This window comes from Brevibacillus fortis (assembly GCF_003013395.1).
GTDB classification, from domain to species: domain Bacteria; phylum Bacillota; class Bacilli; order Brevibacillales; family Brevibacillaceae; genus Brevibacillus; species Brevibacillus fortis.
The window spans coordinates 1-12,590 of the sequence record NZ_PXZM01000045.1 but is presented as its reverse complement, the minus strand read 5'-3'; the positions used below and the strand labels follow the sequence as shown (position 1 = coordinate 12,590).

The 12,590-nt window shown below is 47.4% G+C and carries 12 protein-coding genes and 13 tRNA genes; 3 read left to right on the top strand and 22 right to left on the bottom strand.

Annotation, left to right across the window (positions count from 1 at the left end; genetic code table 11):
• Positions 1-8: 8 nt before the first annotated feature.
• Positions 9-479 (bottom strand): tRNA (uridine(34)/cytosine(34)/5-carboxymethylaminomethyluridine(34)-2'-O)-methyltransferase TrmL, encoded by a 471-nt coding sequence (gene trmL, locus C7R93_RS24990; RefSeq protein WP_106841321.1) that lies wholly within the window; start codon positions 477-479, stop codon positions 9-11.
• Between the two features lie 139 nt (positions 480-618).
• Between trmL and C7R93_RS24985 the strand changes: the two genes are divergently transcribed.
• Positions 619-1,326, top strand: a complete 708-nt coding sequence (locus C7R93_RS24985; RefSeq protein ID WP_106841320.1) for a ferric reductase-like transmembrane domain-containing protein — start codon at positions 619-621, stop codon at positions 1,324-1,326.
• Positions 1,327-1,344: 18 nt separating this feature from the next.
• Here the strand turns inward: C7R93_RS24985 and C7R93_RS24980 are convergent, their stop codons facing one another.
• From C7R93_RS24980 to rnhA, 4 genes are all read right to left on the bottom strand, one after another.
• Positions 1,345-2,313 (bottom strand): amidase domain-containing protein, encoded by a 969-nt coding sequence (locus tag C7R93_RS24980; protein ID WP_106841319.1) that lies wholly within the window; start codon positions 2,311-2,313, stop codon positions 1,345-1,347.
• Between the two features lie 125 nt (positions 2,314-2,438).
• On the bottom strand, positions 2,439-2,975 hold the full coding sequence (locus C7R93_RS24975) for a methylated-DNA--[protein]-cysteine S-methyltransferase (RefSeq protein ID WP_106841318.1): 537 nt from the start codon (positions 2,973-2,975) through the stop codon (positions 2,439-2,441).
• A gap of 26 nt (positions 2,976-3,001) precedes the next feature.
• Entirely contained in the window at positions 3,002-4,153 is a 1,152-nt protein-coding gene (gene queG / locus C7R93_RS24970; protein WP_106841317.1) for a tRNA epoxyqueuosine(34) reductase QueG, read from the bottom strand.
• Positions 4,150-4,584 (bottom strand): ribonuclease HI, encoded by a 435-nt coding sequence (gene rnhA / locus C7R93_RS24965; RefSeq protein ID WP_208637852.1) that lies wholly within the window; start codon positions 4,582-4,584, stop codon positions 4,150-4,152. The genes queG and rnhA overlap by 4 nt, the downstream gene beginning before the upstream one ends.
• Positions 4,585-4,789: 205 nt before the next feature.
• Between rnhA and C7R93_RS24960 the strand changes: the two genes are divergently transcribed.
• A complete protein-coding gene (locus C7R93_RS24960) occupies positions 4,790-5,461 on the top strand; it encodes a B3/B4 domain-containing protein (protein ID WP_106841315.1) in 672 nt (223 codons plus the stop codon).
• A gap of 16 nt (positions 5,462-5,477) precedes the next feature.
• Here C7R93_RS24960 and C7R93_RS24955 read toward each other — a convergent pair whose 3' ends face one another.
• Positions 5,478-6,809: a purine/pyrimidine permease gene (locus C7R93_RS24955; RefSeq protein ID WP_106841314.1), complete on the bottom strand. Its 1,332-nt coding sequence runs from the start codon at positions 6,807-6,809 to the stop codon at positions 5,478-5,480.
• A 303-nt stretch (positions 6,810-7,112) separates the two neighbouring features.
• Here C7R93_RS24955 and C7R93_RS24950 point away from each other — a divergent pair, with 303 nt between their 5' ends.
• On the top strand, positions 7,113-7,742 hold the full coding sequence (locus C7R93_RS24950) for a LysE family translocator (protein ID WP_146142440.1): 630 nt from the start codon (positions 7,113-7,115) through the stop codon (positions 7,740-7,742).
• 205 nt (positions 7,743-7,947) lie between these two features.
• Here C7R93_RS24950 and C7R93_RS24945 read toward each other — a convergent pair whose 3' ends face one another.
• From C7R93_RS24945 to C7R93_RS24870, 16 genes are all read right to left on the bottom strand, one after another.
• On the bottom strand, positions 7,948-8,997 hold the full coding sequence (locus C7R93_RS24945; RefSeq protein WP_106841313.1) for an NAD(P)/FAD-dependent oxidoreductase: 1,050 nt from the start codon (positions 8,995-8,997) through the stop codon (positions 7,948-7,950).
• A gap of 30 nt (positions 8,998-9,027) precedes the next feature.
• Complete coding sequence (locus C7R93_RS24940; RefSeq protein ID WP_106841312.1) at positions 9,028-10,026, bottom strand: ABC transporter substrate-binding protein; 999 nt, start codon at positions 10,024-10,026, stop codon at positions 9,028-9,030.
• A 69-nt stretch (positions 10,027-10,095) separates the two neighbouring features.
• The gene (locus tag C7R93_RS24935; protein ID WP_208637851.1) at positions 10,096-10,947 is read right to left on the bottom strand and encodes a helix-turn-helix domain-containing protein; all 852 of its coding nucleotides are present in this window, start codon (positions 10,945-10,947) and stop codon (positions 10,096-10,098) included.
• A 285-nt stretch (positions 10,948-11,232) separates the two neighbouring features.
• Positions 11,233-11,314 (bottom strand) — tRNA-Leu (locus C7R93_RS24930).
• An 8-nt stretch (positions 11,315-11,322) separates the two neighbouring features.
• Positions 11,323-11,396 (bottom strand) — tRNA-Cys (locus tag C7R93_RS24925).
• Between the two features lie 28 nt (positions 11,397-11,424).
• Positions 11,425-11,500: transfer RNA gene (locus C7R93_RS24920), tRNA-Gly, on the bottom strand.
• Between the two features lie 7 nt (positions 11,501-11,507).
• Positions 11,508-11,582 (bottom strand) — tRNA-Gln (locus C7R93_RS24915).
• 26 nt (positions 11,583-11,608) lie between these two features.
• A tRNA-His gene (locus tag C7R93_RS24910) sits at positions 11,609-11,684 on the bottom strand.
• A gap of 27 nt (positions 11,685-11,711) precedes the next feature.
• A tRNA-Trp gene (locus tag C7R93_RS24905) sits at positions 11,712-11,785 on the bottom strand.
• A gap of 8 nt (positions 11,786-11,793) precedes the next feature.
• Positions 11,794-11,866 (bottom strand) — tRNA-Phe (locus C7R93_RS24900).
• A 41-nt stretch (positions 11,867-11,907) separates the two neighbouring features.
• Positions 11,908-11,984 (bottom strand) — tRNA-Asp (locus tag C7R93_RS24895).
• Between the two features lie 68 nt (positions 11,985-12,052).
• Positions 12,053-12,129 (bottom strand) — tRNA-Met (locus tag C7R93_RS24890).
• 78 nt (positions 12,130-12,207) lie between these two features.
• A tRNA-Val gene (locus C7R93_RS24885) sits at positions 12,208-12,283 on the bottom strand.
• A gap of 34 nt (positions 12,284-12,317) precedes the next feature.
• Positions 12,318-12,391: transfer RNA gene (locus C7R93_RS24880), tRNA-Glu, on the bottom strand.
• A gap of 4 nt (positions 12,392-12,395) precedes the next feature.
• A tRNA-Ser gene (locus tag C7R93_RS24875) sits at positions 12,396-12,488 on the bottom strand.
• 3 nt (positions 12,489-12,491) lie between these two features.
• Positions 12,492-12,567: transfer RNA gene (locus C7R93_RS24870), tRNA-Asn, on the bottom strand.
• Positions 12,568-12,590 lie beyond the last annotated feature (23 nt).

The window sequence follows — 12,590 nt, the reverse complement described above, 5'->3', positions numbered from 1 at the left end:
CCAAATCCTTACGATAGCGATGGAAAACCTAACTGACGAAGTCCCTCAAACAAGACAATAGCTGCACAATTGGACAGGTTCACAGAACGGGTCGCACCGCCCATCGGAATGCGAATCGTCTGTTCCCGATATTTTTCTGTCAGCTCTTCTGGCAAGCCCGTCGTCTCCTTGCCCAAAATAATGTAGTCGCCATCCTGGAAAGAAACGTCTGTATACAGCTTTTCCCCCCAGGTCTCCACAAAGTAAAAGGTGCCCGCACCTTCTCCTTGTGCCGCAGCAAAGTGCTCGAAGCTCTCATGATGGTGAACATTTACCGCATGCCAATAATCGAGACCAGCCCTCTTCAAGTAACGATCGTCCGTTGAAAATCCGAGCGGATGAATCAAATGCAGGTGCGCTCCTGTCGCTGCACATGAACGGGCAATGTTTCCCGTGTTGGCCGGGATGAGTGGCTCATGCAATACAATATGTAACGGCATATCTGAAAATCTCCTTGTAAATGGCGAACTTGATACTTGTACACGTCCTATTATACCACCGTGCACAGCTTCTGTAACAAATGGAGTGCCTGCTGCATCTAATCAGAAAACTTTTGGCTATCAAAGGAGTGACGATTAGATGGAGACAAACATTTCATGTGGGCGACGCCTTGTCACACATGTGGGCATCCTGAGTTTGATCCTCTTAGGTGCCAGTTGGATGTGGACTGACTTTTCTTCGTTCCCTGCCACAGAAACATGGAGCATGATCCTCGGCTATCTCTCATTTATTTTAATCGGCTTCACCTTACTGATTGGTCCACTCCAGTCCTGGCTCCCTGCTCACTGGATGGCTATCAGCTTGTCCATCCGTCGAGATATTGGCATATGGGCTGGGTTAACGGGTCTGCTGCACGTCATTCTTGTACTCGTCCTTTTTGAAGGTGAGCCCCGCCTGATGATCATACATGAAAACCATTCTGAAAAGGCTGCTGGATGGCTCGGTCTGTTCTTTTTCGCTTCCTCTGATCCAACCATATGGCCATCTCCCAACTGGACCCTCACAGGCGTTGCGAACTACCTTGGCCTGCTTGCTCTTTTCATTCTACTGGCCCTGTGGCTGACTTCTTCTGCACGTGCAGAAGAATGGCTGGGTGGCTCCAGTTGGAAAAGGCTTCATCTCGCCAATCCATGGCTTTTTATCATCGTCTTGTTCCATGGCTTGATTTACATCCAATCCATCAAAGGAGAACCGCATACCTTTTCAGACATGCTCGTTTTCGCTGCAATAATTTGGATGGTTCGCAGTATCGCTTTTATACGAAGAGCTTTTTTTCGCAAGCGGTGACGAATCCGTTTTTGCTGGCTACACCCCTCTTATATGAAAGAAGGCATAGCGCATTTTGGGCGTATAGGCTGTGGAATCCTCATATGCCCAATAACGCATGCTGCTATCTGTCGTATGGGCATTCACTAACGGCATCTGATTCGCGTCTTTTGCGACCACGATCGTATTGTGCTGAAAGCGTCCATCCCCGTTAAAATCATAACAAATGATATCGCCTGGAACCAATTCAGCCGCAGAGCTTTTCGTAACCGCCCGCATAGGTGGTCCACCCGATTTCAAAAGCAAATACAAGCTATGCGCTACCGTCCAGCTATAGCTCCATGATGCGCCTTTTCCCGTGCGAATCCACCACCCCTTGCCCATCTCTTTCGACATCAGCATAGGGATTCCACCAGCGTATAAACATTGCGAAATATAATTCGTGCAGTCATCCGTAAAACGAGGATACACCGGATTGGTCGTATTCCAATAGCGTTCCGCATACGCGACTGCATTTGCGGCATCGTAACCTCCAGCTCCATGAACAATCAGCATAGGCTGGTCAATGGCATCCTCGTCGCCTGACACAACGATGACAGGCTTTTCCTCTTCCTCGACCGCCAATTTTTGATCTCCGCTCGACTCCCTAGCCCCTATTATCGACCACTTTTCATTCGTTTTGAGCAACTGGAGCTGGAACAATCGTTTGTTTGCCTCTTTATACTGGGTATGCTTGATCTCCAGGGTTTTCTTTTCTTGCCATTGAACCGTTATTTCCATGGTGGCATCGGTATCTACCCAGCATAGGGGCGTTACTTGTCCCTGGACAGCCAATAATTTGACTCCCCGCTCTTCGATTTTCCGTTTTTCCCGGTTCAGTCGATCCCATTCTTCCTGTGCGCCAGACTCTCCTGCACAATAAAAAGGCAGCAACCGCTCATACTTTCCATCCATAGATGACTGGTGAACTGCCTGAAAGTATTGCTGAACAAATTCACGCCACTCCACACTCCCCTCCCCCTTTCCGCCTCCAGAATGCGACATAGACTCAAGAACCGTTCATCTCAATGAAGAATATGTCGCTCACGGTGCATTCAGAAGAAAAAGAAAAGCTGTCCGAGCAAGCAGACAGCTTATTTGGAAGAAGCGTAGGCAAATAGTGGACCTTCTTCTAAGGAAAGCAAATATTCTTTAATGGATAAGCCACCGCCGTATCCGACCAAGGCACCATTCGAGCCAATCACACGATGGCACGGTATGATGACAGGTATCGGATTACGATTGTTCGCACCGCCAATGGCCCGAACAGCTTTCGCCGCTCCAATAGCCAAGGCAATATCTTTGTAAGAACGAGTTTCTCCATAGGGGATGTTCGATAGCTCATTCCATACAGCCATTTGAAAGGGAGTCCCGTACAGCACGGTTGGAACATCAAACGTCTTGCGCTTGCCTACAAAATACTCTTCTAATTGTTTTTTTGCAGACTCATTGATCGCATCGTTGCGCGTTGGGGTAATTCCTAAGAACGTTTTTTTGCACCAGCGCACAAGCGGCGCCAATCCGTCTTCTTCATTGGCAAACTGAATGTAGCACAGCCCTTCTTCTGTAGAAGCCAAGAGCAATGGTCCAATTGGTGAATCCATCATGGTATAGCCTAATTCCTTTGCCATTTTACGTCCTCCCTTTCTCGTTCAAACTAAGCCTGTGCACGAATCATGCTCATGCCTTTTTCTATCTCTTCCACCACTTCTGGTGAGTCCTCTTTTGCTTTTGCGGAAATGAGCGCTTCTTGTGCCTGCACTCCTCCGATTTTTCCAAGTGCCCACGCAGCAGTTCCGCGAATGACTGGACGGGGGTCTTCGAACAAAAGACGCTCTAAATGAGGAACAGCCGTCCGATCCTTGAAATGGGCAAGCGCTAGTATGGCATTGCGCTGAATCGGTTTTTTTCCCCGCCAGGATGAGGAGGATAGCCCGAACTTTTCCTTGAATTCCTTATTGCTCATCTGCAGCAGCGGAATCAACAAAGGCTTGGCAATCTCCGGATCAGGCTGGAATTCAGCATGATGGTCGTTGTCGATGCGACGATTCTTAGGACATACCGTCTGACAAGTGTCACAACCATACAGCCGATTCCCGATTTTCCCCCGGAATTCATCTGGAATAAAGTCTTTTACCTGAGTCAAATAAGCAACACATCTCTGTGCATCAAGTTGCCCGCCCTGAATCAAGGCTCCGGTCGGACAAGCGTCTACACAAATATTACAGTCGCCACAGCCTTCTTCGATCGGTTGGTCGCTTGGCAACGGAAGATTCGTAACAAGTTCCCCCAAGTACACCCATGATCCGAACTCCGGCGTTATGATGGCACAGTTTTTTCCTACAAACCCAATCCCAGCCCGTTCGGCTACTGCACGATCTGACAGTGCTCCCGTGTCTACCATGGATTCGATCCGAGCCCCTGGCTCCAGCTCCATGATGAATCGAGTCAGCTTGTCCAGCTTGTAGCGCAGGACGTGATGGTAATCGGTTCCCCATGCTGCGCGGCACAAGATTCCCCGATACGCACCTGGCTCCGACTTCGGTGGATTTTTTAGCTTGGATGGATATGCCAGTGCTATTGAAATCAGCGAACGTGCCCCGTCCAACAACAGCTCTGGGTTCGTCCTCTTTTCTAAATCAGGCTCCTCAAATCCAGATTCATAACCCTTTTCCCGGTGTACAAGAAGCCGTTCTTTTAAGGTCGTGAATGGATCGGCACTGGCAAACCCGATCTTATCGATTCCGATTTCCTTGGCATAGTCAATGATGGACTGCTTTGTCTGCTCCCAGTACAGCAAGTCGTTCACAGTTGTTTAATCGCTCCTGTCGCCAGTTCGTCGCAGCGGTTGTTCCATTTGTTGTCGGCGTGTCCTTTGACTTTTACGTACTCTACCTTGTGGGTGTCCATCAATTGCAGCAGTTCTTTCCATAAATCCTGATTTTCTACCGGCTGACCTTTGCTGTTTTTCCAGCCGTTTTTCAGCCAGCCTTTATACCAGCCTTGCTTGAAGCAGTTAACCAAGTATGCACTATCACTGTACAGCGTCACCTTACAAGGCTCCTTCAATGTAGAGAGTGCCTTGATGGCAGCCAACAACTCCATTTTGTTATTCGTTGTATGTGGTTCGGCACCGGACATTTCCTTGATGTGTTGGCCGTACATCAGTACAGCTCCCCAACCACCTGGTCCTGGATTGCCGGAACAAGCTCCGTCTGTATAAATCTCAACCTCACGCATCGTCATCGTCAGGTAATTCCTCCTTACGTTCTTTGTTTATCATGAACTTTGTACGCTGTCTATATAAGCTGCTGCGCCTCCTGAAGAACCATCTTCGAGAGTTGCTCCAGTATGATTCTTATTCTATTGTAACGAAGCTTTGTCGCTTCCACAAAAAAATTTTGTTATACTACCAAAAAATAGGTATAAAAAGGAGTGACACATGATGAAAGTACAGCTGGACGCTTCTGTAACTGAACGCCTCCCTCAACTTTCTCTGGGCATTCTCCACTATAGCGGTGCTTCCGTAAGCGACTCCCCTAAAATGCTTCAAGGTCGCATCAATTACTTTGTGGAAAGCCTCCGTCTCGAGCACGATCCTGCACGCTTGACTAAGATTGAGGGCATTCGCGAGTGGCGAGCTGCTTTCAAACAGGTCGGCACCGATCCATCGCGGTACCGCCCCTCATCTGAGGCGCTGCTTCGCAGACTTTTGCAAGGAAATGCATTTTTCTGGATCAACAGCGCGGTCGACGTCAATAATTTCTTCTCCGTCCTCCATGCCCTTCCTTTTGGCATTTATGACCAGGAGCAATTAGTTGGAGATGTCATTTTGCGAGTCGGCACCAGTGAAGACGTATACGAGGGATTGAATGGTCGCGAGGTCAACATGGAAGGCAAGCTGCTGCTCTCAGATGACAAAGGAGCTTTTGGCAGCCCGATCGTTGACTCCAAGCGCTCTTGTGTCACCGAAAATAGCCGCAATCTCATACAAGTGATCTTTTTCCACGAGCAAGTAAGCTCACAAAAGAAGGACGAGATCCTGAACTCGGTCGGCAGGATGTTTACGGAGATCAATGGCGGCGATTTGGATAGCGCTTATATTCTCCCTGTCTAATAGAAAAAACGGCCCGTCAAGCAGCGTGGCCGTCTTTTTTCTTGTCATCATCTCCAGTCCTTCGGAAAATGACATGTTCCAGCACTAAGCAGACGATAACCCCGAGCAGCAAGCCGTTCCCAAAAAGGAAGCTGACGAGAGGAGGCAAATGCTGCCATGCGGTCGATGGAACAAACATCACTCCGATCCCCACCAACAAGGAGCTCCCACCTACCGTAATCGTCCGATCGTCCATTTTTACATTCACATAATCCTTTAGTCCAAATCCTAGCAGCTGTGTGTAGGAAATGAACATGGCTGCATATGCAACTGGTGTAGGCAGAGCCGCCAAAAAGTTCGAGACATAAGGCAGCAAGCCTATGATCATGATGCCGACCATAGCCAGCATAAAAGGCAATCGAGCCGCCATTCGCGTCGTCTGAATAACCGCAGCAGCAAGCGAGAGCGGAATCATCCCCACTACTCCACCAAGCCCGGACAACAGATGGGACACCCCTGTAAAGACTCCTCCGCGGTTGTACTGCTCCTCAGTCGGTACTGTGTCAGTCGCTTTACCCATGACCACCATGCTAGTTACCAGATTGGTCAACAGCACGAAGCCCGTCAGCATGCTTGTCAGAATGACTCCCCAATCCCAGAGAGGAGGTCCCCAGAAAAAGAGTGACGGCCACGCAATCACTTGTTCAGCAGGCCGGACAGGCTCAGTCCAACCCATACCGGCATAGAACAACCATCCTGCCACCATTCCAAACAAAACCGCAAAGCTGGAAAAACGCTTCGTCCGCATCACTACGATTACCAACGCAACGATCGCGATCGAGACAATCGCCACCTGCGGGATCACTTCTTTGGAATGTTGGAATCCGATCCCCAGCATCCCAGCCAAAATGTTGCTGCACAACGAGACAGCAAGCAAAATCATGTATGTCCCCGAAACGAGAGGCGTAAACCATCTCTGCAGCTTCCCGATCCATCCCATCAAGCCAAAGATCAAGAACAAGACCCCAGCCATTATGAGTCCGATCTGAAAAGACTGCCCGATCTCACGCGGCTCTAGTCCCACACTGGTTCCGATCTGTGCCAAAATAATAAAGATCCCCCACCAAATCCCTGCTGGTCCTTCCAGCATAGGATATCGGTGACCGATCCATACCTGCAAAAGAGAAGCCAGACCAATAAAAAACATAGTCTGCTGCATCAAGTTACCGATTTCATCCGGTCCAAGACCGTAGACATCACCGATCATCAGAGGTACCGCTACACTGCTCGATACGGCTACGATCATCCATTGGAGAGCGGACAAAATGGTTGTGCCCACTGGCGGTTTGTCATACAAACCGTACTTCATCAAAACCACCTCATTCTTGTTACGGACAATATTCGCTCACGTATTCACTATTCCCGAAAAGCATGTGCTATTCTACTGTCGATTGCAATTTGGATTGAGCCTGCATCGAAAGTATACAATACCGAAAAGAATATCACCATCTGGTTTCCTTGCAAATGATTAACTAAGTAATAAATTTAGCAATTCCGTTTATTAGTAGCCTAAAAATTTTCCCATACTCATTGCAAAAAATGCTACCAAAACTGTACTTGGGATATATAATAGTTTCTAACTTTGATGAACCACGGAGAGGAGTAATATAAATTGGTGAGTTTTAGTACTTTTATTGCCTTCATATTTGTTTCACTTGGTATGGTTTGTTCTCCTGGCCCTAACATGATTTACCTAATTTCTCGTACGATTTCGCAAGGTCGCACAGCTGGAGTCATCTCGCTTCTTGGCGTTATACTTGGATTCGTGATTTACATGATCGCAACTATGCTCGGTCTCTCGGCTCTTTTCCTAACGGTTCCGTTCATTTACGAGTCAGTCAAGTGGGCCGGGGCTGTTTACCTGCTCTGGCTCGCTTGGAATGCGGTCAAACCAGGTGCTGCTTCCATTCTCAAGCCTAATACTCTTTCTATTGAATCGCCAAAAAAGTTATTTTTGATGGGATTGATGACAAATCTACTGAACCCCAAAATTGCTATATTGTATGTTTCGCTCTTACCTCAGTTTGTAGATCCTACGCGGGGATCGGTGCTCCAGCAAGGTGCTATTTTAGGTCTAACACAAATAGCCGTCAGTTTTAACATTAACCTGCTTATCGTTCTTGTAGCGAGCAGAGTTGCTGTGTGGTTTGGTACACGCCCAACATGGCTACGGGTGCAGCGTTGGCTAATGGCAAGTGTCTTGACAGGTCTTGCAGCAAGTCTTGCTTTTGATCGGAGATAGTGATACATGCACTATTTCCATATTTCAAATATCTAGTGATTTAGAAGACCAGGACTTCTTGTACCATAAGCGGTTCCGGTCTTCTACTCAGCATTCCTGCCCGAAGCAGGCGACATACATACACAAAAGGCTCATCAATCACGATGGCGTGATTGACAAGCCGATTTTGCTCTTATTTCCTGCCATTATTCTTTCCGATAAAACCCTATTTCATCATGTGTTTTATCAACTCACGGTTTCGGCTTTGAAAAATGTCATTATGCGAAGAAACCATTCCGCTTTTATGCGCTTCAGGCTGTATATAAAGTTTAGCCTGATTTACCGCATTCGCTGCATCTTGGAAAGCCCCTGCGATCAAGTGCACTTTTCCCTCATACTTCAGTATATCCCCCGCCGCATAAATACCTGGCACTGAGGTCGCACTGGTAGCTTGACCCTCAATAAAATACTCTTCGCTTAACTCGAGCTTGACTTTGCTATTTTCCAACAGTGACCTGTCTTTCTCATAACCATGATTGATGATAACTTCGTCAATATGTAGCACCTGTTTTTCACCTGTTACATGGTTAGTCAGTTCAACTCGTTCAATCTTCTCGTGATTGGGAGAAGCAATCAACCTGGTAATGGAAGTGTCAAAAAAACATTTTGCAGAACTGTTCATGAGCTGTTTTACTTGTGCCTCGTGTCCTGATAAAGTGTCTTTTCGATACGTTAGATACACTTGTTGAGCGATCGGTTCAAGCTCGTTTGCCCAATCAACCGCCGAGTTTCCTCCGCCAGAAATGATCACTGTTTTATCCTTAAACCGCTTCAGTGATTTTACCGTATAATTTAGATTTGTTACTTCAAACTTATCTGCACCCTCCAAATCAATTTTTTGGGGCTTTAAAATTCCTCCACCTATTGCTAGAATGACGGTTTTTGTATAATGCCGTTCTCCTGAAGCAGTATGGAGCACAAATAATCCTGATTCGTCACGTTCCATCCGTTCCACTTTCTGATTGAGGACCACAGTCGGGTGAAAGGTTTGTCCTTGTTCAACCAGTTGTTCGATTAATTTTTCTCCAAGAATGGGAGTAAGACCGCCGACATCCCAAATCATTTTTTCTGGATAGACATGGATTTTACCGCCCAGTACTGGTTGATATTCAATCAGCTTGGTCTTCATTTCTCTAAGACCGCTGTAAAAAGCGGAGAAAAGACCAGCTGGCCCACCTCCGATGATCGTTACGTCATACCATTCCTCGTTTTTCATCGTTTGACCTCTCCTCTGTTACAGACGATTCTATTTGGCCCGAATCTTTTCCATGATGGTTTTTACTCCGAGTTCGATCGCCAACGGTCCACCGGCCGCAATCGAACTGTCTAACGCGTACATATGACCATTCTTTATTATGCCAAGCGAATTCCATACAGAATCACTTTCCAGGTTTTTTAAGTAACTCTCCAAATTCTTCGTAGACCCTCCTATATCAGCAACAAACATGTAATCAGGGTTCATTGCTGCCAGTCCCTCCAAAGAAATCTGCTCTCCTTTTGTTGACATGTCTGCATACTTGCTTGGTGGATTTAAACCGAGACCACTTTCCTTATTGAAAATAAACTGTGTCGTAAAAGCCCAAAATTGCTTGTCTCCCAGCATAATCAAACCAAAGGTTTTGTCGTTGTATGCCTTTAATTGCTCTTTTGAATCGGCAAGGAGTGTTTCAATACGCGTAATTTCATCATGAGCCTTTTGCTCTTTGCCAAATATTTTTCCATATTCTCGCAACGCACCTTGCCAATTGTTTTCATTGGTATCCACGACAACAACCGGCGCTATTTGCTCCAATTTTTCTCCGTATTTCTCATACCGATTCGCGACCACGATAATTAAATCCGGATCGACTTCCAGTAACTTTTCTAGATTGGGATTCGCTATTGATCCGAGATCCGCAATTTCCTTATCCTTATACGGCGCCAGGGATTGCCACTCATCAAGCACGTTGAGATCCGTAGCAGCTACAGGGGATTCATCAAGCAAAAACAAATGCTCAAAATTTCGAAAGAAGAGGAGGGCTACTCTCTCCGGCTTCTTTTCCAATACGATCTCACGGCCTAGAGCATCTACATATGTTCTCGGCCATTTTCCTGTTTCCTTATCCTTTTGGATGGGTGTTCCTGTCTCCTCTGTTACAGCGGGCGTGCTGCTTGAAGCTGAACTGCTATTGGACGTTCCAGCACAACCTGTCAAAATACCCGCCAAAAGTGCGATTGAGACCATTAGTCCCATGAGTCTTCTCATTATGACTCCTCCGATATGACTTTAGTTTTGCATGGCTAGCTTGGTAAGGCCAGTGTAGCAAAACACGTTTTATATAGGAATGGAGCTATCCTGAAAACCATATGGATTATTCCTGAATGTCGCCCGGAATTCTCCAGGGGAGACACCAAACTGCTTTTTAAAGATACGGCTGAAATAAAATGCATCTGTGTATCCGACACTAATGGCCACCTCGCCAATTGGCGCATCATTAGCCAACAAGCATTCCTTTGCCCGATTAAGACGGTATGCCATTAAATATTTTCCTGGCCCCATGCCTGTGTACTTCTTGAATACATAGAACAGCCTGTTCTCGTTGATCTCATTTTGTTCCGCTAAGGCTCGTACAGTCAGATGATCCATATAACGATCATGTATGTATTTCGATATTTGCTCAAATAACGCTTGCTCACCGTCGTTACTTTGGTTACGGACACAGACGAACAGTTCCTCTAATGCACAGCGGAACAACATTTCTGTCTGAAAAGCGGGAATTCCGCCCGGCTGACGAGAAACCCGCCACAGAAGCTCAAGGAGCTCGGTCAGGCGGGGGCTATGCCCTAGTGTAAGCTCAAAATGCGCTTTGGGCAGGCAAAAGCCTGTCGGCTCGGGAGCACAGATTCGATACAGCACAAGCAGATACTCCCATCTGGTATTGCCAACGACCTGTCTATCCAATTGCATATGTGCGCCACCGTGCACTACCTTTCCCGGAGCAAGCGTGTAGGGCGTTCCATTAAAAACAAACTCTGCCTTACCTCTTAAGGGAAATACAAAGCCTGGAAAAGGCTCCGTATAGCCATCACAGCGCATTCCCGGATCTCGCGCATAGCGACAGACTTGTTCCACCCGAAAAGAAGTATGCGCAAAATGCTCTGCAAGCTTATTGATATCGATTTTCACTTTTCGCACCTCCCATTGTTCCGAAGCTTATTTCACAATAGTGATAATCATTTTCACTATTGGATAAATTAAATCCTATCCGTCCATGTTTAATCATACTTATATTGAGATTGATAATCAATCTTAATGTCCTGTAGGCAAACGAAATAACCAAGTCATATTCCTCCCTTCTCAGGGAAACCTGGCATCACGTTCCTGTTCTCTTTCTCCTAGCAATTTTTTTACGTATAAACATAAAAAAAACCCTGAAATCAATAATTGATTTTCAGAGCTTGCTTGTATGTATGGTGCCGGTGAAGGGACTTGAACCCCCACGGTTTCCCTCACGATTTTGAGTCGCGCGCGTCTGCCATTCCGCCACACCGGCAAATACTTTGGAGGAGGCACCCGGATTTGAACCGGGGGTGAGGGTTTTGCAGACCCGTGCCTTACCACTTGGCTATGCCTCCATGATATAAGGTGAAACATTTTGAGAAATGGAGCGGACGAAGGGTCTCGAACCCTCGACCTTCGCCTTGGCAAGGCGACGCTCTACCAATTGAGCTACGTCCGCATTTTAATGGCTGGGGTACTAGGATTTGAACCTAGGAATGACGGAGTCAAAGTCCGTTGCCTTACCGCTTGGCTATACCCCAATAAGTAATCCCCAACTATGAATTTATGGGGCGATCGATGGGACTTGAACCCACGAGTGCCGGAGCCACAATCCGGTGCGTTAACCCCTTCGCCACGACCGCCATGATTACTACTATTGTCTTGAAAAATGGCAGGGGCAGTAGGAATCGAACCCACACCAAAGGTTTTGGAGACCTTCGTTCTACCGTTAAACTATGCCCCTATAAAAGGTGGCTCGGGACGGAATCGAACCGCCGACACGAGGATTTTCAGTCCTCTGCTCTACCGACTGAGCTACCGAGCCTTATATACATGCTTTATGCGCCAATTTCATTTGATTAGAAATGGCGGAGCTGACGGGACTCGAACCCGCGACCTCCGGTGTGACAGACCGGCGTGAACTCCAACTTCACCACAGCTCCATATTTGGTTGCACCCAATGGGCATTCCGATCCTACTTGATCACTCAACGAAGTGCAAGTAGAAAATTTGGTTGCGGGAGCAGGATTTGAACCTGCGACCTTCGGGTTATGAGCCCGACGAGCTACCGAGCTGCTCCATCCCGCGATAGTCAGGACGACTGAGTGTCAGTGTTGCCACAGGACGTGGCGCTTTTAGCTGACCTTCCTTGTCCGTTAATATAAGTGGTGGAGGCTGACGGGATCGAACCGCCGACCCTCTGCTTGTAAGGCAGATGCTCTCCCAGCTGAGCTAAGCCTCCAAATCACCTACAAGTGTGTAGGGATTTTTCTAGGTGACCCGTAGGGGATTCGAACCCCTGTATGACAGCGTGAAAGGCTGCTGTGTTAAACCGCTTCACCAACGGGCCAAGATGGCGGATGGAGTGGGATTTGAACCCACGAGACGGTTCGACACCGCCTACACGATTTCCAATCGTGCTCCTTCGGCCGCTCGGACATCCATCCATATGGCTCCTCGGGACGGACTCGAACCGCCGACCGATCGGTTAACAGCCGATTGCTCTACCAACTGAGCTACCGAGGAACATTGAAGGTTTATTCCTTCAA